Origin of the sequence: Nonomuraea sp. NPDC005501 (assembly GCF_040605905.1) — a bacterium.
Lineage (GTDB): Bacteria > Actinomycetota > Actinomycetes > Streptosporangiales > Streptosporangiaceae > Nonomuraea.
In genome coordinates this window covers 1-16,466 of the sequence record NZ_JBEXDT010000136.1, presented here as the reverse complement: position 1 = coordinate 16,466, position 16,466 = coordinate 1, and the positions used below count along the sequence as shown (strand labels likewise).

The window sequence follows — 16,466 nt, the reverse complement described above, 5'->3', positions numbered from 1 at the left end:
CCGTCCCACCACGCCCCGACCCGGTGAGAGGGGTGCCGCCGTGCGGATCGCGCTGCCGCACACCAAAGCCGACCACGCCACGCTCGTGCCCGCGCGCGTCGCTGAACCCGCCCCGGTCGATCCGCAGCTGCACGGGCTCGCCCGAGCCGCCGTCGGCGCCGTAGTACGCGCCGTAGCCCTCCTCGCCGATCCCGCCCGCCGACTGCTCCAGCAGCCGGTACCCGTCCAGCTCGACGGCGTAGATCAGGTCAGGCGCCACCCCGGAGGCGCGGGCCCGGTCGACGACCTCCTGGCTCAGCGCCCCCTGCGACCCGCACCCCGTCACGAGCCCCAGCCCCAGCCCCAGCCGCAGTCCCAGCAGGGCGACACGCTTCACGGGCCCGGCCGCTCTTGTGCGAGGGCGCGGCCGATGACGAGCCGCTGGATCTGGTTGGTGCCCTCGACGATCTGCAGCACCTTGGCCTCCCGCATGTACCGCTCGACCGGGAAGTCCTCGACGTAGCCGTACCCGCCGAGCACCTGCACCGCGTCCGTGGTGACCTTCATGCACGCGTCCGTCGCGAACAGCTTGGCCATCGCGGCCCGCGTCCCGTACGGCCGTCCGGCGTCGCGCAGCCGCGCGGCGTCGAGGTAGAGCGCCCGGGCGGCGGCGACCTGCGTGGCCATGTCGGCCAGCATGAACGAGACGCCCTGGAAGTCGACGATGCGGCTGCCGAACTGGCGGCGCTCGCGGGCGTAGGCGGAGGCGGCGTCGAGCGCGGCCTGGGCCACGCCGACCGCGCAGGCGGCGATGCCGAGCCGGCCGCCGTCGAGCGCCGCCATGGCGATGCGGAAGCCCTCGCCCTCGGCGCCGACCAGCGCGTCGTGCGGCAGCCGTACCCCGTCGAAGCGGACCTGCGCGGTCGGCGAGGACCGCATGCCCATCTTGTGTTCGGGCGTGCCGGACGACAGGCCCTCCGCGCCGGCCGGGACGTACAGGCAGGACACGCCGCGCGCGCCCGGCTCGCCGGTGCGGGCCATGAGCAGGTAGAAGTCGGCCACGCCACCGTGGGTGATCCACGCCTTGACGCCGTCGACGGTGTAGCCGTCGGGGCCGGGCACGGCCCGTGTGGTCAGGGCGGCGGCGTCGGAGCCCGACTGGGGCTCCGACAGGCAGTACGCGCCGAGCAGGTCGCCGCCGAGCATGCCGGGCAGCAGGCCCGTCTTCTGCTCCTCGCTGCCGTAGGCGGCGACGGGGAAGCACGACAGGGTGTGGACGGAGGTGCCGAGGCCCACGGCCAGCCAGCCGGCCGCCAGCTCCTCGACGACCTGGAGGTAGACCTCCTGCGGCTGGGCCGCGCCGCCGTACTCCTCGGGGTAGGGCAGGCCGAGCAGCCCGGCGGCGCCCAGGGTGGCGAACACCTCGCGCGGGAACCGCCCGGCCGCCTCGTCGGCCGCCGCCCGGGGCGCGACCTCCTTGGCGACCAGCTCACGGGTCAGCTGGATCAGGTCGTGCGCCTCGGGGGTGGGCAGGGCACGCTCAACAGTCATCGGCAGATACTCCTTGTGAGAGTGTACGTGCCCTGAATTCTGCCTAAATGATCACCAATTCACGAGAGGTCAGGTTCAGCCGTTCTCCGCCGTTCTCTCCGCAGACGACGATGTCCTCGATGCGGGCGCCGTGGCGGCCGGGCAGGTAGATGCCGGGCTCGACGGAGAAGGCGAAGCCGGGCTCCATCGGCTCGGCGTTGCCGGAGACGATGTAGGGCTCCTCGTGCGTCTCGATGCCGATGCCGTGCCCGGTGCGGTGCACGAAGTACTCGCCGTAGCCGGCCTCGGCGATGAGGTCGCGGGCGGCGGCGTCGATCGACTCGCACGGCACGCCGGGCCGCACGGCGGCGCAGGCGGCCTCCTGCGCCTGGCGCAGCACCTCGTAGTACGCGGCGAACTCGGCGGGCGGCTCGCCCACGCTGTAGGTCCGGGTGGAGTCGGAGCAGTAACCGTGGTGCAGCTGGCCGCCGATGTCGACCACGACCGGCTCGCCCGGCTGGATGACGCGGTCGGACACCTCGTGGTGCGGGCTGGCGCCGTTCGGGCCGGAGGCGACGATGACGAAGTCGACCGTGGAGTGCCCGGCCGCGAGGATCGCCTCGGCGATGTCGCGGCCCACCTCGCGCTCGGTGCGGCCGGGACGCAGCAGCTCCGGCACCTGCCGGTGCACGGAGTCGATGGCCTCGCCGGCCTCGCGCAGCGCGGCCACCTCGACGGGCGACTTGCGCATCCGCAGCTCACGCAGCACACTGCCGGCCAGCACCTGCCGCGCGTCCGGCAGCACGTCGCGGAAGCGCAGCGACGACATGGCCCACATCCGGTCCGCGAGCCCGACCGTCGCCACCGGCCCGAGCCGCTCGGCGGCGATCCGGTACGGGTCGTCGGTCTCGTCCCACGCCACGAACTCCAGCCCGAGCCGCGAGGCGGGCGACGCCTCGGCGGCGGGCAGCTCCAGGCGGGGCACCAGCATGTACGCCTCGCCGGAGGCGGGCACGACCAGGCAGGTGAGCCGCTCCAGCGGCTTGGCGTCGTACCCGCTCACGTACCGCAGGTCGGGGCCCGGGGTGAGCAGGAGCGCGTCGATGCCGGCCTTGGCGGTGGCCTCCTGGACGGCGGCCAGGCGGGACACGGGATACAGATCTGAGGACGTCACGGCCCCAAATCTACTCCTGACGCCACCTCCTAAAATCCGCGAAAAGGTCTTACAAGACGCCAGGCCATCACTACCCTTCGCGCACGTCCGACCGCATAGAGTGAGGCGAATGTCCGGTTCCACTGCATTCGAGGGTGTGTCTCATGGTCGACGTCATCACCGGCGGGCCGGGGCAGCGACGGCGGCCAGGAAGTGCCGCCGGGGCGCCGTACCAGGTGTCCGCCGAGCGGGAGCTGCTGGCCGTCCGGCTGGCGCACGCCCAGCGGCTGGGCAACATGGGCTGGGCCGAGTGGGATCTGCGCACCGGGGCGAGCGCCTGGTCGGACCAGGTGTACGTGATCTTCGGTCGCGACCCGGCCCAGGGGCCCGCGGACCTGCCGGAGCTGGCCTGCCTGGTGGAGCCGGACGACCTGCGGCTGCTGGAGCAGCTCCTGCTGACCGTGGTGCACGAGGCGGAGCCGGCGCAGGCGGAGCTGCGCATCAGGCGCGGCGGTGAGCTGCGCAACCTGCGCGTCGTCCTGGAGCCCCTGCTGTCCTCCGGCCGCGCACCGGACCCGGACCACGCACCGGACTCAGTCCGCGCACGGGACTCGGGCCGCGCACCGGAGTCGGGCCGCGCCACGGTGGCGGTGCGGGGCGTGCACGCCGTCTTCCAGGACATCACCGGCCGCCGCCGCGCCGAGCGCATCATGTCGGAGTCGCGCCGCCAGCTCCTGGAGGCCCGCGTCAAGGCCGCCGAGGAGCGGCACGTGATGCTGGCGCTGCGCGAGGCGATCCTGCCCGACCCGGTCGGCTGCCTGGACCTGCCGCCCACCCGCATCGCCGTGCGGTACGTGCCGGCGGAGAAGACGGCGAGCCTCGGCGGCGACTGGTTCGAGGCGGCGCCGCTGCCCGACGGGCGGGTGCTGCTGGCGATCGGCGACGTGTCGGGGCACGGCCTGCCCGCGATCGCCCACATGGCGCAGCTCCGCCACGCGCTGGTCGGGCTGACGATGACCGGCGAGCCCGCGAACGGCCTGCTGGCCCTGCTGAACGACCTGGTGATCCACCGCCTGGAGGGCACCACCGCCACGGCCGTCATCGGCCATCTGGACGCCTCGGCGCGGGTGTTCAGCTGGGCGCGGGCCGGCAACCTGGAGCCCATCCTGGTGCGCGACGGCACCGCCCGCCGGCTCGAACAGGCCAGGGGCGTGCTGCTCGGGGCCGCCTGCGACCAGTCGTACCATCTGGCGAGCATCGAGCTGCGGGAGGGCGACCTGCTGCTGATGTTCACCGACGGGCTGGTCGAGCGGCGCAACCGCGGCATCGACGAGGGCCTGGCGCTGGTCCTGGCGGCCGCCTCCCGCCTGCGGGGCGACGACCTGCACAGTGGCCTGGACGCCGCGCTGGACCGGCTGCTGGACGAGATCGGCGGGCCGAACCCCGAGGACGACGCCTGCCTGCTCGCCGTCGGCATCCAGAACCGCCCTGCACTCTGACCTCGCGCTGCGGTCAGGCGGCGCCTCCGCTCGTCGGTCAGGCGCGGGGCCGGCCCGTTGCTTCGCCCCTTGAGGCTGATCACGGATGATGCCAGGTTTCCTGGGTGCCGAGCGGTACGGGCTGGAGGGGGCCTTCCGACCACCGCGACCGATGACCCTGAGGGGCGACGGCAATGTGCGGCATCGGCGGGGCGGCGCACAAGCCCGGAGCGCCATTCGTGACTGTCCTGAAATCTGGCGATAACGCCTTCATAACGTCACATCTACACGTGTTGCTTGTTGCGGAATCCTGGCCGAATACTGCAGCAACACGAGTAGATGGGACTTACGAGTGGTCACACGCCGCGATGTGGCACGGCTGGCCGGCACCTCCGAGGCCGTGGTCAGTTACGTGCTCAACAACGGGCCGAGGAACGTCGCCCCGCACACCCGGGAACGGGTGCTGCGCGCGATCGACGAGCTCGGCTACCGGCCGAACGCCGTGGCCCGCTCGCTGCGCACCAACCGCACGCACACGATCGGGCTCGTCGTCCCTGACAACGCCAACCCCTTCTTCGCCGAGCTGGCCCGCGAGATCGAGGAGGTCGCGTTCCAGCATGGCCTGACGCTGCTGCTCGGCAACGCGATGGACGACGACGATCGCGAGGCCGCCTACGTGCGGACCCTGATCGACCGCCAGGTGGACGGGTTGATACTGATTCCCGCCCACGGCCCGCGCGCCTGGCGGTCCCAGCTGGCCGCGTCCGGGGTGCCGTGCATCGTGCTCGACCGCGAGCTCGACGACACCCCGGCCAGCCACCTCCTTCTCGACAACGAGGGCGGCGGGCACGAGGCGACCGGCCACCTGCTGGAGCACGGCCAGCGGCGCATCGGCTGCGTGGCGGGGCCGAAGGACATCCACCCGACCGTCGACCGTGTCGCCGGCTGGGCGCGGGCGCTGACCGAAGCAGGTATCGACCCGGCCTCGATGCCGCTGGCCCACGGCCCGTACGGGCGCAGGCAGGGTTACCTCAGCGGCCGCCGGCTCCTGTCGCAGGAGGACCGGCCCACCGCGCTCTTCGTGACCAGCGACGAGCAGGCGATCGGCGTCATGCGCGCCGCGGCCGAGCTGGGGCTGAGCGTGCCCGGCGACGTCGCGCTGTGCTCGATCGACGGCATCGCCGCCTCGTCCTACACCGTGCCCGCGCTCACCACCATGCGCCAGCCGATCGAGGAGCTGGGCAGGCGCGCGGTGGAGCTGCTGGCGGCACGGATCGGCGACTCACCGGGTGACGAGCGCGTGGTCCTGTCCGCCACGCTGATCAGGCGCGGCTCCTGCGGCTGCCCCGACCCCGCGGGCGGGGTGGACGATGCGTGAGCTTGAGCTGGTCGTCGTCGGCAGCCTCAACATGGATCTCACTGTCCCCGTGACGCGTCTGCCGGGCAGGGGCGAGACGGTCGCGGGCGCCGCCCTGGTGCGAGCCGCCGGGGGCAAGGGCGCCAACCAGGCGGTGGCCGCCGCCCGGCTGGGCGCGCGGGTGCGCCTGGTGGGCCAGGTCGGCGACGACGCGCTGGGTCATGACCTGCTCGCCGCCGTGGCGGGCGAGGGCGTGGACGTCTCAGGCGTACGGCAGGTGCCCGCCGGCACCGGGCTGGCGATGATCGTCGTCGAGGACGGCGGCGAGAACATGATCACTGTCTCCAGGGGCGCCAACGGGCTCTTCCACCTCACCGAGCTCGACCTGGACCTCGTCGGCGCCGACGCGCTCCTGCTGCAGTTGGAGATCCCGGTCGCCGCCTGTCTCGCCGCCGCCCGGCAGGCCAGGGCGCACGGCGTGCCGGTGATCCTCAACGCCGCGCCGTACACGCAGGGCCTGGACGAGCTGCTCGCCCAGGTGGACCTGCTGATCGTCAACGAGAGCGAGGCCGCCGCCCTGTGCGGCGGCACCGATCCCGCCGAACTGCTCGCGCTCGGGCCACGTGCCGCGGTGGTGACGCTGGGCCGGCGCGGCGCGCGCGGCCAGGACGCCTACGGCGCCTGCCAGATGCCGTCCTTCCAGGTGTCCGTGGTCGACGCGGTCGGCGCGGGCGACACGTTCTGCGCGCAGCTCGCGCTCGCCCACGCGGGCGGTCTGCCTCTCGCCCAGGCGGTACGGCGGGCCTGCGCGGCCGGCGCGCTGGCCACCACCGCCCATGGCGCCCAGACCGCCATGCCCACCGCCGGCGAGGTGGAAAGGCTGCTCGCCCATGCGTCATGAGGGCCTCTGGCATCCCCGCCTGCTGCACATCCTGTCCGCGGCGGGACACACCGACCTCATCGTGGTGGCCGACCCCGGCCTCCCCGTCCCGCCCGGCGTCGAGACGGTCGACCTCGTCTGGCGCAGGGGCGAACCCGCCCTCCTGCCCGTACTCGAAGCGGTGCTCGGCGAGCTCGTCGTCGAGACCGCCTACCTGGCCGAGGAGTCGCCGCGCGGCTTCCTCGACGGCCTGCTGACACGTACAGAACGCATCCCTCACACCCGGCTCAAGGAGCTCACCGGCCGGGCCCGCGCGGTCGTGCGAACCGGTGAGGCGACGCCGTACGCGAACGTCGTCCTCCAAGCGGGCGTTCCCTTCTGAAGGAGATACCAGATGAACAAGAAGATCGTCGCCGTGGCCGGTCTGGCCCTCGCGCTGACCGCCTGCGGCAAGGAGGGCGGCACCGCCGCCGAGCCGGCGGCCGCCCCCAAGCCGGGCGAGAAGCCGGGCGTCTGCCTGGTGATGAAGTCGCTGGCCAACGAATTCTTCCAGCAGATGCAGAAAGGCGCGGAAGAGCACGCGGCCAAGCGCGGCGACCTCACGCTCAGCGTCGTCGGCATCCAGAACGAGACCGACATCGACAACCAGGTCGCCGCCGTCGAGAAGTGCGTCACCCAGCAGGCCAAGGCTGTCGTGATCGCCCCTGCCGACTCCCGCGCGCTGATCGCGCCGCTCAAGCGGGCCGTCGACGCAGGTGTGAAGGTCGTCAACATCGACGTCCAGCTCGAAGAGGGCGCGTTGAAGGCCGCCGGCATCGGCGACAAGATTCCCTTCGTCGGGCCCGACAACCGGGAGGGCGCCAAGCAGTCCGGCATGGAGCTGGTCAAGGCCGTCGGCAAGGACGCCGAGGTCGTCATCCTGGAAGGCAACCCCGGCGCGGCCAACGCCGCCCAGCGCAAGGCCGGCTTCGAGGACGCGATCAAGGAGGGCGGGCTGAAGCTCGTCGACTCCAAGACCGCGCACTGGGAGACCAACGAGGCGCACACCGTCTTCAGCAACATGCTCACCGCCCACCCGAACATCAAGGGCGTGCTCGCCGGCAACGACAACATGGCGCTCGGCGCCCTGAAGGCGATCGAGGAGCAGGGCAAGAAGGGCCAGATCAAGGTCGCCTCGTTCGACAACATCCCGGCCATCGCCCAGTACGTCAAGGACGGCACCGTCGTGGCGACCCTCGACCAGTACGGCGCGCAGCAGGCCGCCAACGGCATCGACTACGCCATGAAGATGATCGCCGGCGAGAACTTCAGCGGCTGGCAGAAGAGCGAGATCAAGCTCATCACCAAGGACAACGTCGGATGATGACGGTCAGCGGTCTCGTCAAGCGCTTCCCCGGTGTGGTGGCGCTCGACGGGGTCGATCTCGACATCCGCGCGGGCGAGATCCACGCCCTCGTGGGGGAGAACGGCGCGGGCAAGTCCACGCTGGTCAAGGCCCTGGCCGGGATCCACGCGCCGGACGGCGGCACGATGACCTTCGACGGCGCGCCGTACACCCCCGCCGGCGCAGCCGACGGTCTGGCCGCCGGGATCTCGGTGGTCCACCAGGAGTTGGCGCTGCTGCCGTACCTCACTGTCGCGGAGAACCTGTTCCTGCGTGAGCTGCCGCGCACGGCGGGCGTCGTCGACAGGAAGCGGCTGCGCGCGGACGCCGCGCGGCTGCTGGCCGAGGTCGGCCTTGACGTCGCGCCGGACACACCGGTCGAGCGGCTCGGCATCGCGCAGATGCAGCTCGTGGAGATCGCCAAGGCGATCTCCACCGACTGCAAGCTGCTCATCATGGACGAGCCGACCGCCACGCTCACCTCGCGCGAGGCCGGACGCCTGTTCGGCATCCTGCGGGCGCTGCGCGAGCGCGGCGTGGCCATCGTGTACATCTCCCACCACCTGCAGGAGGTGCTGGAGCTGGCCGACCGGGTCACCGTGCTGCGCAACGGGCGCAGCATCGAGACCCGCGAGATGGCCGGGGTGACCGCGCCCGACCTGGTCAGGCTGATGGTGGGACGTGAGCTGGCGCAGGAGTACCCGGTCAAGCCGCCGACCGCCCCGGGCGAGGTGGCGATCGAGGTGCGCGACCTCAAGGTCATGGGCTTCGAGGGGCCGCTCTCCTTCTCGGTACGCCGCGGCGAGGTCGTGGGTCTCGCCGGGCTGGTCGGCTCCGGCCGTACCGAGGCGATGCGCGCGATCTTCGGCGCCGACCCAGCAATATCCGGAAATATCGAGCTTTACGGCAAGAAGGTGCACATCAGGCACCCCAAGGACGCGGTGCGGCACGGCATCAGCCTGCTCACCGAGGACCGCAAATCGCAGGGCCTGGTCCTCGACCTGCCGATCAGCGCCAACGTCACCCTCGCCAAGCTGCGCGGATTCCTGGTGCGCTTCGGCCGGGAACGCTCCCTCGCCGAGAACCTCGGGCAACGTCTGCACCTGCGCTCCGCGGGCGTCGGCCAGCACGTACGCACTTTGTCGGGCGGCAACCAGCAGAAGGTCGTGCTGGCCAAGTGGCTCAACGCCGGATCCGACATCCTGATCGTGGACGAGCCCACCCGCGGCATCGACGTCGGCGCCAAGTACGAGATCCACGAGCTGCTGCTCGGCCTGGCCGCGGAAGGCAAGGCCCTGCTCGTCGTCTCCTCGGACCTGCCGGAGCTGATGGGCATCTGCGACCGCATCCTGGTCTTCTCCCGCGGCAGGATCGCCGGAGAGGTCACCAGGGCGGACTACGACGCCGAGCACATCCTCACGCTCGCCTACTCGGGCTACCTCAAGAACGGTGAAACACAATGATCAAAAGGCTCGTGCTCGGCGAGGCCGGCATCGGTGTCGCCCTGGTGCTGCTCGCGGGCTTCTTCGTCATCGCGGCACCGAGCTTCGCGACCGAGCAGAACCTGCGCAACATCATGACCCAGATCACCCTGAACACCGTGCTCGCCGTGGGCATGACGTTCGTGATCCTGGTCGGCGGCATCGACCTGTCGGTCGGCTCGGCGATGGCGCTGTGCGCGGTCGTGTCGGGCACCATGATGGCCGGATCCGGCTCGGCCTTGACGCTGCTCGGCGCGATTCTGGTGAGCGTGCTCGTCGGCGCCGCGGTCGGCTGGATCAACGGGTTCGTGTCAGAACAGTGGCGGGTGCCGTCGTTCATCGTCACCCTGGCCATGCTCAACATCGCCCGCGGCGCCGCGGAGCGGTACACCGACGCGGCCACCATCTACAACCTGCCCGCCGCGCTCAACGACTTCGGCGCCATCACGCTGCTGGGCATCCCCGCGGTGTTCTGGGTCGCGCTGCTGCTGGCCGGAGTCGGCTGGTTCGTGCTGTCGCGCACGGTCTTCGGGCGGCTGATCTACGCCACCGGCAACAACGAGGAAGCCGTCCGCCTGTCCGGCCACAAGACCTCCCGCATCAAGATCGCCGCCTTCATGATCGCCGGACTGACCGTGGGCATCGCGGCCATCCTGTACATGGCCAGGCTCAACATCGCCAGCCCGATCCTCGGCCAGGGCTACGAGCTCAACGCCATCGCCGCCGTGGTCATCGGCGGAGCCAGTCTGATGGGCGGGCGCGGCTCGATGGCCGGCACGTTCCTCGGGGCATGTCTGCTCGGCGTGCTCACCAACGGACTGCTGCTCATGGGCGTCTCCGACTTCGAACGGCAGATCATCACCGGGCTGGTGATCCTGGTCGCCGTGGTGCTGGACGCCTACCGGCTCCGTCTGGCCCGCAGGCTGGCCGTCACCCAACCCGCGAAGGCACCCACACCGGTGACGGTCCCCTCCTGACCCGCCTTCCGGGAAGGGCTTCGCTCCGCCGCCACCTGATGTGGTCCCAGCAGTGCGCTCCGCGGCGGCCGGATCGTCGGCGACGGTGATGCGATCGGAGATCAGGCCGGTGGCGCGGCGACCGGTGCGCCGGATCGCCGCCGAACGTGGCGATGTCGGCCGCACCCACCGCAGCGCCGCCGACTGATCCGGCAGGTTCTGGCGGCATGAGGGCGTGGACCGCGGCGAAGGCCAGGAGCGGGGCGGCGGTCCGCGGTGAACCCCTGAACAGGGCTGAGCCGACGGTCGAGCGGGGCGGCGCGTCCCGGTCCCGGGGGCGGGACTTGTCGCACCCGGGTGCCACCATGGGGGGGTGCTGATGCTGCTGGACACTCCGTCGCTGTACTTCCGCGCCTTCTACGGCGTGCCGGACTCGGTCACCGCGCCCGACGGCATGCCCGTCAACGCGGTGCGCGGCCTCATCGACATGATCGCCACGCTGGTCCGGACCCACTCCCCCACCCGGATGGCGGCCACCATGGACGCCGACTGGCGTCCCGCGTTCCGCGTCGAGGCGATCCCGACGTACAAGGCGCACCGCGTGGCCCAGGGGGACGAGGAAGAGGTCCCCGACACGCTGGTGCCGCAGATCCCGGTCATCGAGCAGGTGCTGGACGCGGTCGGCATCGCCCGGCTGGAGTGCCCCGGCTACGAGGCGGACGACGTCATCGGCACGCTCACCCACCGGGAGGACGGGCCGGTCGACATCGTGACCGGCGACCGCGACCTGTTCCAGCTCGTCGACGACTCCCGCCCGGTGCGGGTCCTCTACACCGCCCGCGGCATCCGCAACCTGCAGATCGTGGACGAGGAGTTCGTGGCCGGCAAGTACGGCATCCCGGGCCGCGCCTACGCCGACTTCGCGACCCTGCGCGGTGACCCCAGCGACGGCCTGCCGGGCGTGGCCGGCGTCGGCGAGAAGACGGCTGCCTCGCTCGTCACGCGCTTCGGCTCGCTGGAGGCGTTGCTCGCGGCGCTCGACGCGGGCGTCACCGACGGCTTCCCCGCGGGCAGCCGCACCCGGCTGGCCGCCGCCCGCGACTACCTGCGCGTCGCCCCGGCCGTGGTCGAGGTCGCCCCGGACGCGCCGCTGCCCGAGGCCGATCTCACGCTCCCGGCCAAGCCGCGCGACCCCGAGGCCCTCGTACGCCTGGCGGACCGTTACGGCCTGGACAGCCCGCTGAACCGCCTCCTCGACGCCCTGCCCGGCTGAGTCACCCCTTACCCGGCCGAGAGGCACTGACGGGCCGAGGGGCACTGACGGGCCGACAGACAGTGACGGGCTGAGCGGCTTCGGACGGCTGAGACGCCGCGGGGGGACGGCCTCACACGGTGACGACGATCTTGCCTGTGGGGTGGCCCTCCGCGAGGTGGCGGATCGCCTCGGGCGTCTCGGCGAGAGGGTAGGCGCGGCCGACCACCGGCCTGACCGCGCCCGACTCGATGAGCCGGTCCAGCCGCGCGAGGTCCTCGGCGCCCTCCCTGGCGGTGTGGCCGCGCAGCCGCTGTTTCGTGGTGATCTGCACCAGCGGTCTCCACAGGAGCGCGCGCGTGTACCCGCCGAGCGGGCCGGGCGCGTCGTGCCCGCCGCCGGCGAGCACCAGCGTGCCGCGTGGCGTCAGCGCGCGCCGCAGCAGCGACAGCGGCCTGCATCCCGCGACGTCGATGATCACGTCGTGCCGGGGCCCGTCGCGGTCGACCTCGTCGCGGGTGTAGTCGATGACGTCGTCCGCCCCCAGCGAACGGACGAGATCGGCCTTGCCGGGGCCGCACACGGCGGTGACCGTCGCGCCGAGCGCCTTGGCGATCTGCACGGCGAACGTGCCGATGCCGCCTCCCGCGCCGGTGACCATCACGCGCTGTCCGGGCCGCACGCGGCCGGTGTCACGGACGGCCTGGAACGCGGTCGTCCCCGACACGGGCACCACCGCGGCCTCCTCGAACGACAGCCCCGCCGGCTTGCGCGCCAGCAGCCGCTCGGGCGCCGCCGCGTACTCGGCGTACGAGCCGCTCTCGCAGGTGCCGTGCACCTCGTCGCCGGGCCGGAAGCGGGTCACGCGGGCGCCGACGGCCTCCACCACCCCGGCGAGGTCCCGGCCGCGCACGGGCACCCTGGGCCGGCGCAGACCGAACCCCATGAGCCGCACGGCCGGCGGCCGGCCGGTCATGACGATCCACACGCCCGGGTCCACGCCGGCGGCGCGCACCCGCACGAGCACCTCGTCGCCGCCGATCCGCGGCTGCTCGACGTCCCGTAACCGGAGCACCTCCGCCGGGCCGTACACGTCCTGGACGATCGCCTTCATGACGTCTCCTCGGGTGGGCCGGGATACTGGAACACCTCGTCGAGCGGGACGCCGAACACCCGGGCGATCCGGAAGGCCATCTCCAGGGACGGCGAGTACCTGCCCTGCTCGATGGCGATGACGGTCTGCCGGGTGACGCCGATGCGCTCGGCGAGCTCCGCCTGGGTCATCTCGCCGTGCGCGAAGCGCAGGGCGCGGATGCTGTTCGTCACATGGGTGGGCTTCACCACTGCGGCATGCTCCTGCGGTACACGACGATCTTCGTGAGGCCGCCGAGGACGGACGACAGCGCGAAGCACAGGTAGACCGCGTTGGCGATCCAGAACCGCTCCCAGCCGGCCATCGCCATCAGCATCGCGGCGACGGCGCCGATGACGACGAACGACTGGCCGGTGTGCTCGCCGAGCCGCCCGATCTCCCTGTCGCGCACGTCGCTGGCCCGCGACGCCCCCGGCGTCACGACCGCCATGACGATCTCGGCCGCGATCGAGGCCGCGATGGCCCCGCCGACCGACCACAGCAGCGCGGCGGCGTAGGGCACCTCGGCCAGCGGGCGCCCTCCGGCACGGCCCGTGACGGTGACCACGTACGCCGTGTACGCCACCACGGAGACGACCAGGCGGATCCACGCGCGTTTCTCCTCGTGCGTCATGACATGCCCCCTGTGATGTACAGAATCTTTGACATCTCGAATGTAGCTAATCTTTGACGTCATGTACAGAAGATTTGACATCACACGGGGCCGGAGGCCGACGGCACGTGGGGCGCGCGGTAGGTTGATCGGCGTGTCGAAGACGAGCATTCAGGTCCCAGGCGACGTCCCCGCCCGCCTGGAGGACGGATTCGGACGCATCAGGCGCGAGGCCGAGCTGCCCGACGGGTTCCCCAGGGCGGTGCTCGACGAGGCCGACTGGGTGGCCGAGGCGCCCCGGGTCTCCGGCGAGGACCTGACCGAGCTGCCGTTCGTCACCATCGACCCGCCCGGCGCCATGGACCTCGACCAGGCCGTCCACCTGGAGCGGCTGGCCGGCGGCTACCGGGTGTGGTACGCGATCGCCGACGTCGGCTCGTTCGTCCGGCCCGGCGGGGCCGTCGACACCGAGGCCCGCGTCCGCGGCGAGACCGTCTACCTGCCCACCGGCAGGGTCCCGCTCCATCCGCCGGTCCTGTCGGAGGGCGCGGCCAGCCTGCTGCCCGGCGCCACCCGCCCGGCGGCGGTGTGGCGGATCGACCTCGACGCCGACGGCCGCACGCTGGGCGCCGACGTGCGGCGGGCCCTGGTGCGCAGCCGCGAGCGGCTCGACTACGCCTACGTCCAGGCCGCAGTGGAGACCGGCACGGCCGACGGCACCCTCGGCCTGCTGGCCGAGATCGGCCCGCTGCGGCTGGAGCTGGAGCGCGAACGCGGCGGCGTCACCCTGCCCACTCCCGAGCAGGAGGTGGTGGCCGCCGACGGCGGCTACCGGCTCGAATACCGCGTGCCTCTGCCCGCCGAGGCGTGGAACGCCCAGATCTCCCTGCTCACCGGCATGGCCGCGGCCGCCATGATGCTCGACGCGGAGATCGGCGTGCTGCGCGTCCTGCCGCCGCCCCAGCCCGGCGACCTCGCCAAGGTGCGCCGGATGGCGGCGGCGCTGGGCGTCGGCTGGGCCGAGGACGCCACGTACGGGGAGGTCGTGCACGGCCTGGACCCCAAGAGCCCGCAGCAGGCGGCGTTCCTGCACGAGTCGCGGGTGCTGCTGCGCGGCTCCGGCTACGTCGCCTTCGACGGCGCCCCTCCCCCGATGGCCGACCACGCGGCGGTCGGAGCGCCGTACGCGCACGTGACGGCGCCGCTGCGGCGCCTGGTCGACCGGTACGCCACCGAGGTGTGCCTGGCGGTCGCGGCGGGCGAGCCGGTGCCCGAGGACGTCGCGCAGGCCCTGCCGGAGCTGCCGCCGATCATGTCGGCGTCGAGCCGGCGCAGCGGCGGGGTGGAGCGGGCCTGCGTGGACCTGGTGGAGGCGTTCCTGCTGCGCGACAGCATCGGCGAGGCGTTCGAGGCCGCGGTGATCGACGTGACGGCGGACGGCCGGGGCGGGCAGGTCCAGCTCGTGGAGCCGGCGGTGGTCGCCCGCTGCGACGGCGCCCTGCCCCTCGGCGAGAACGTCACGGTCCGCCTCGTCCAGGCCGACCCCGCCACCCGCGAGGTCCGCTTCACCCTGGCATGAGGATCACCTTGGCCTGAAGCCCCGACCTGAAGCTGAGCCCCGGCCTGAAGCTGAGCCCCGACCTGAAGCTGAGCCCCGGCCTGAAGCTGAGCCCCGGCCTGAAGCTGAGCCCCGGCCTGAAGCTCACCCCTGGCCGCAGGCTCACCCTGGCATGAGCCTGCGCTCGGCCCCGGGCACGGCCGTGGCCGCGCCCGGGTGGACGGGCGCGGCCACGGAGGCGCGGGTCACTTCTTGAGGACGTTCCAGCCCGCCCCCACCCCCATCAGGTGCAGGGCGACGGCGAGGAGCCCGGCGAGCCCGAGCGTGGTGACCGTCAGCACGCCGCCCACGGACAGGCCGGCGAGGGCGAAGATCAGAGCGAGCAGGAAGAACAGGGCTGCGACGAGGGCGAACATGCCAACCTCCGGTGGTCCGGCGGACGCCGGGGTTCCGTGCCGGGGGCGGGCCTCAGCGCGGTGCGTCCGAAGCGTGACGGGCTTTCCGACATGGGGATGTCCGCCAGGTTCGGGCAGGAAACTGGCGCGGTGGTGACGATGCGTAGACCGCCGATGACAACACCTTGACCGGGCGGTCAGTCCGTCCCGCCCGGCCGAGCGCGGCCCCGCTAGCTGAGGGAGGAGTAGGCCACCACGCCGCGCCGCATGCCGTCGATCGCCTTGGACGCCGTCTGCTTGATCTTGCTGTCCGGCGGCGCGGCGTTGCCGAGCTGGCCGAGCAGGTCCATCAGCTGCTTGATCCACCGGACGAAGTCGCCGGCCGCGAGCTCGTTGCCGTTGATGCCGTCCATGAGGACCGCGTCCAGGGTGTGCCCCTTGGTCCACCGGAACGCCGCCCACGCGAATCCCAGGTCGGGCTCGCGGATCGTGTCGAGGCCGTGGTCGGACTCGATGCCCTCCAGCTCCGCCCACAGCCGCACCATCGCCGTCAGCGCGTCCTGGGCCCGCCCCGCCGGGATCTTGGGACGGCGGGCGTCGTCGGCCTGCCGCGACTCGAACACCAGCGCCGACACGCACGCCGCCAGCTCCGCCGGCTCCAGCTTCTCCCACAGCCCGCTGCGCAGGCACTCGGCCGTCAGCAGGTCCAGCTCGGTGTAGAGGCGGCCGAGGCGGCGGCCCTCGTCGGTGACGGTCTCGTCCTCCAGGTAGCCGAGCTGCTCCAGCACCGCGCAGATGCGGTCGAACGTGCGCGAGATGACGTGGGAGCGGCCCTCGACGCGCCGCCGCAGCCCCTCGGTCTCGCGCAGCAGCTTGTAGTAGCGCTCGGCCCAGCGGGCGTGGTCCTCGCGCTCGTCGCAGCCGTGGCACGGGTGCTGCCGGATGCGCCGGCGCAGCTCGTTGATCTCCTCGTCCTCCACCGCGTGGTCGCGCGCCCTCGCCGGCTTGCCGAGGTCACGGTCGCCGATCTTGGCGAGCAGCGTGGAGACGAGGTTGGCGCGCTCCTTGGGGGCGCGGGCGTTGAAGTTCTTCGGGATGCGCAGCTTCTCGATCGGCTCGACCGGAACCGGGAAGTCGGCCGGGTCGAGCTTCTTGACCTGCTTGCCGATGGTCAGCACCAGCGGGCTCGGGCCGGTGCCCCGGGGGTTGCGGCCGGGGTCGAGGACGATCGCCAGGCCCGCCCGGCGCCCGCCGGGCACCCGGATCACGTCGCCCGGCTGCAGCGCCTCCAGCGAGCGCACGGCCGCCGCCCGCCGCG

Annotated in this window: 16 protein-coding genes and 1 pseudogene; 9 read left to right on the top strand and 8 right to left on the bottom strand. The window is 72.5% G+C overall.

Features of this window, described 5'->3' with window-relative positions; translation table 11 throughout:
* The 3 genes from ABZS51_RS39255 to ABZS51_RS39245 all read right to left on the bottom strand — a co-directional run.
* On the bottom strand, window positions 1–376 hold a 376-nt coding region (locus tag ABZS51_RS39255; protein ID WP_355452428.1), incomplete at its 3' end, for a hypothetical protein.
* The gene (locus tag ABZS51_RS39250; protein WP_355452425.1) at window positions 373–1,530 is read right to left on the bottom strand and encodes an acyl-CoA dehydrogenase family protein; all 1,158 of its coding nucleotides are present in this window, start codon (window positions 1,528–1,530) and stop codon (window positions 373–375) included. The genes ABZS51_RS39255 and ABZS51_RS39250, both read right to left, overlap by 4 nt.
* A 43-nt stretch (window positions 1,531–1,573) precedes the next feature.
* Window positions 1,574–2,683 carry a Xaa-Pro peptidase family protein gene (locus ABZS51_RS39245; RefSeq protein WP_355452422.1) on the bottom strand — a complete coding sequence of 370 codons (1,110 nt, stop codon included), beginning with the start codon at window positions 2,681–2,683 and terminating at the stop codon, window positions 1,574–1,576.
* A gap of 143 nt (window positions 2,684–2,826) precedes the next feature.
* Between ABZS51_RS39245 and ABZS51_RS39240 the strand changes: the two genes are divergently transcribed.
* The 8 genes from ABZS51_RS39240 (at window position 2,827) to ABZS51_RS39205 (ending at window position 11,471) form a co-directional block, all read left to right on the top strand.
* Entirely contained in the window at window positions 2,827–4,161 is a 1,335-nt protein-coding gene (locus ABZS51_RS39240) for a SpoIIE family protein phosphatase (protein ID WP_355452419.1), read from the top strand.
* Window positions 4,162–4,510: 349 nt separating this feature from the next.
* A complete protein-coding gene (locus ABZS51_RS39235; RefSeq protein WP_355452416.1) occupies window positions 4,511–5,518 on the top strand; it encodes a LacI family DNA-binding transcriptional regulator in 1,008 nt (335 codons plus the stop codon).
* Complete coding sequence (locus ABZS51_RS39230; RefSeq protein ID WP_355452413.1) at window positions 5,511–6,398, top strand: ribokinase; 888 nt, start codon at window positions 5,511–5,513, stop codon at window positions 6,396–6,398. Before ABZS51_RS39235 ends, ABZS51_RS39230 begins: the two co-directional genes overlap by 8 nt.
* The gene (gene rbsD / locus ABZS51_RS39225; protein WP_310709076.1) at window positions 6,388–6,759 is read left to right on the top strand and encodes a D-ribose pyranase; all 372 of its coding nucleotides are present in this window, start codon (window positions 6,388–6,390) and stop codon (window positions 6,757–6,759) included. The genes ABZS51_RS39230 and rbsD overlap by 11 nt, the downstream gene beginning before the upstream one ends.
* Before the next feature lie 12 nt (window positions 6,760–6,771).
* Window positions 6,772–7,740 carry a sugar ABC transporter substrate-binding protein gene (locus ABZS51_RS39220; RefSeq protein WP_355452410.1) on the top strand — a complete coding sequence of 323 codons (969 nt, stop codon included), beginning with the start codon at window positions 6,772–6,774 and terminating at the stop codon, window positions 7,738–7,740.
* A complete protein-coding gene (locus ABZS51_RS39215; RefSeq protein WP_355452407.1) occupies window positions 7,737–9,224 on the top strand; it encodes a sugar ABC transporter ATP-binding protein in 1,488 nt (495 codons plus the stop codon). The genes ABZS51_RS39220 and ABZS51_RS39215 overlap by 4 nt, the downstream gene beginning before the upstream one ends.
* A complete protein-coding gene (locus ABZS51_RS39210; RefSeq protein WP_355452404.1) occupies window positions 9,221–10,219 on the top strand; it encodes an ABC transporter permease in 999 nt (332 codons plus the stop codon). The genes ABZS51_RS39215 and ABZS51_RS39210 overlap by 4 nt, the downstream gene beginning before the upstream one ends.
* A 358-nt stretch (window positions 10,220–10,577) precedes the next feature.
* Window positions 10,578–11,471 carry a 5'-3' exonuclease gene (locus ABZS51_RS39205; protein ID WP_355452431.1) on the top strand — a complete coding sequence of 298 codons (894 nt, stop codon included), beginning with the start codon at window positions 10,578–10,580 and terminating at the stop codon, window positions 11,469–11,471.
* Window positions 11,472–11,583: 112 nt separating this feature from the next.
* Here ABZS51_RS39205 and ABZS51_RS39200 read toward each other — a convergent pair whose 3' ends face one another.
* The 3 genes from ABZS51_RS39200 to ABZS51_RS39190 are packed head-to-tail and all read right to left on the bottom strand — an operon-like array spanning window position 11,584 to window position 13,216.
* Entirely contained in the window at window positions 11,584–12,564 is a 981-nt protein-coding gene (locus tag ABZS51_RS39200; RefSeq protein WP_355452401.1) for an NAD(P)-dependent alcohol dehydrogenase, read from the bottom strand.
* Window positions 12,561–12,794: a helix-turn-helix transcriptional regulator gene (locus ABZS51_RS39195; protein WP_355452398.1), complete on the bottom strand. Its 234-nt coding sequence runs from the start codon at window positions 12,792–12,794 to the stop codon at window positions 12,561–12,563. The genes ABZS51_RS39200 and ABZS51_RS39195 overlap by 4 nt, the downstream gene beginning before the upstream one ends.
* Window positions 12,788–13,216, bottom strand: coding sequence for a hypothetical protein (locus ABZS51_RS39190; RefSeq protein ID WP_310709069.1), 429 nt, complete (start codon window positions 13,214–13,216; stop codon window positions 12,788–12,790). The genes ABZS51_RS39195 and ABZS51_RS39190 overlap by 7 nt, the downstream gene beginning before the upstream one ends.
* A 133-nt stretch (window positions 13,217–13,349) precedes the next feature.
* Between ABZS51_RS39190 and ABZS51_RS39185 the strand changes: the two genes are divergently transcribed.
* Window positions 13,350–14,774 (top strand): RNB domain-containing ribonuclease, encoded by a 1,425-nt coding sequence (locus ABZS51_RS39185; RefSeq protein WP_355452395.1) that lies wholly within the window; start codon window positions 13,350–13,352, stop codon window positions 14,772–14,774.
* A gap of 224 nt (window positions 14,775–14,998) precedes the next feature.
* Here the strand turns inward: ABZS51_RS39185 and ABZS51_RS39180 are convergent, their stop codons facing one another.
* Both ABZS51_RS39180 and ABZS51_RS39175 read right to left on the bottom strand, forming a co-directional pair.
* On the bottom strand, window positions 14,999–15,169 hold the full coding sequence (locus ABZS51_RS39180; protein ID WP_310709067.1) for a hypothetical protein: 171 nt from the start codon (window positions 15,167–15,169) through the stop codon (window positions 14,999–15,001).
* Window positions 15,170–15,378: 209 nt separating this feature from the next.
* Window positions 15,379–16,466, bottom strand: a pseudogene (locus ABZS51_RS39175) (RNA helicase); the annotation flags it as partial.

Coding starts and splice junctions, on each gene's coding strand:
- ABZS51_RS39190 (WP_310709069.1), bottom strand. CDS start 13,216: ATGACGCACGAGGAGAAACGCGCGTGGATCCGCCTGGTCGTCTCCGTG.
- ABZS51_RS39250 (WP_355452425.1), bottom strand. CDS start 1,530: ATGACTGTTGAGCGTGCCCTGCCCACCCCCGAGGCGCACGACCTGATC.
- ABZS51_RS39180 (WP_310709067.1), bottom strand. CDS start 15,169: ATGTTCGCCCTCGTCGCAGCCCTGTTCTTCCTGCTCGCTCTGATCTTC.
- ABZS51_RS39210 (WP_355452404.1), top strand. CDS start 9,221: ATGATCAAAAGGCTCGTGCTCGGCGAGGCCGGCATCGGTGTCGCCCTG.
- ABZS51_RS39240 (WP_355452419.1), top strand. CDS start 2,827: ATGGTCGACGTCATCACCGGCGGGCCGGGGCAGCGACGGCGGCCAGGA.
- ABZS51_RS39215 (WP_355452407.1), top strand. CDS start 7,737: ATGATGACGGTCAGCGGTCTCGTCAAGCGCTTCCCCGGTGTGGTGGCG.
- ABZS51_RS39200 (WP_355452401.1), bottom strand. CDS start 12,564: ATGAAGGCGATCGTCCAGGACGTGTACGGCCCGGCGGAGGTGCTCCGG.
- ABZS51_RS39230 (WP_355452413.1), top strand. CDS start 5,511: ATGCGTGAGCTTGAGCTGGTCGTCGTCGGCAGCCTCAACATGGATCTC.
- ABZS51_RS39205 (WP_355452431.1), top strand. CDS start 10,578: ATGCTGCTGGACACTCCGTCGCTGTACTTCCGCGCCTTCTACGGCGTG.
- ABZS51_RS39220 (WP_355452410.1), top strand. CDS start 6,772: ATGAACAAGAAGATCGTCGCCGTGGCCGGTCTGGCCCTCGCGCTGACC.
- rbsD (WP_310709076.1), top strand. CDS start 6,388: ATGCGTCATGAGGGCCTCTGGCATCCCCGCCTGCTGCACATCCTGTCC.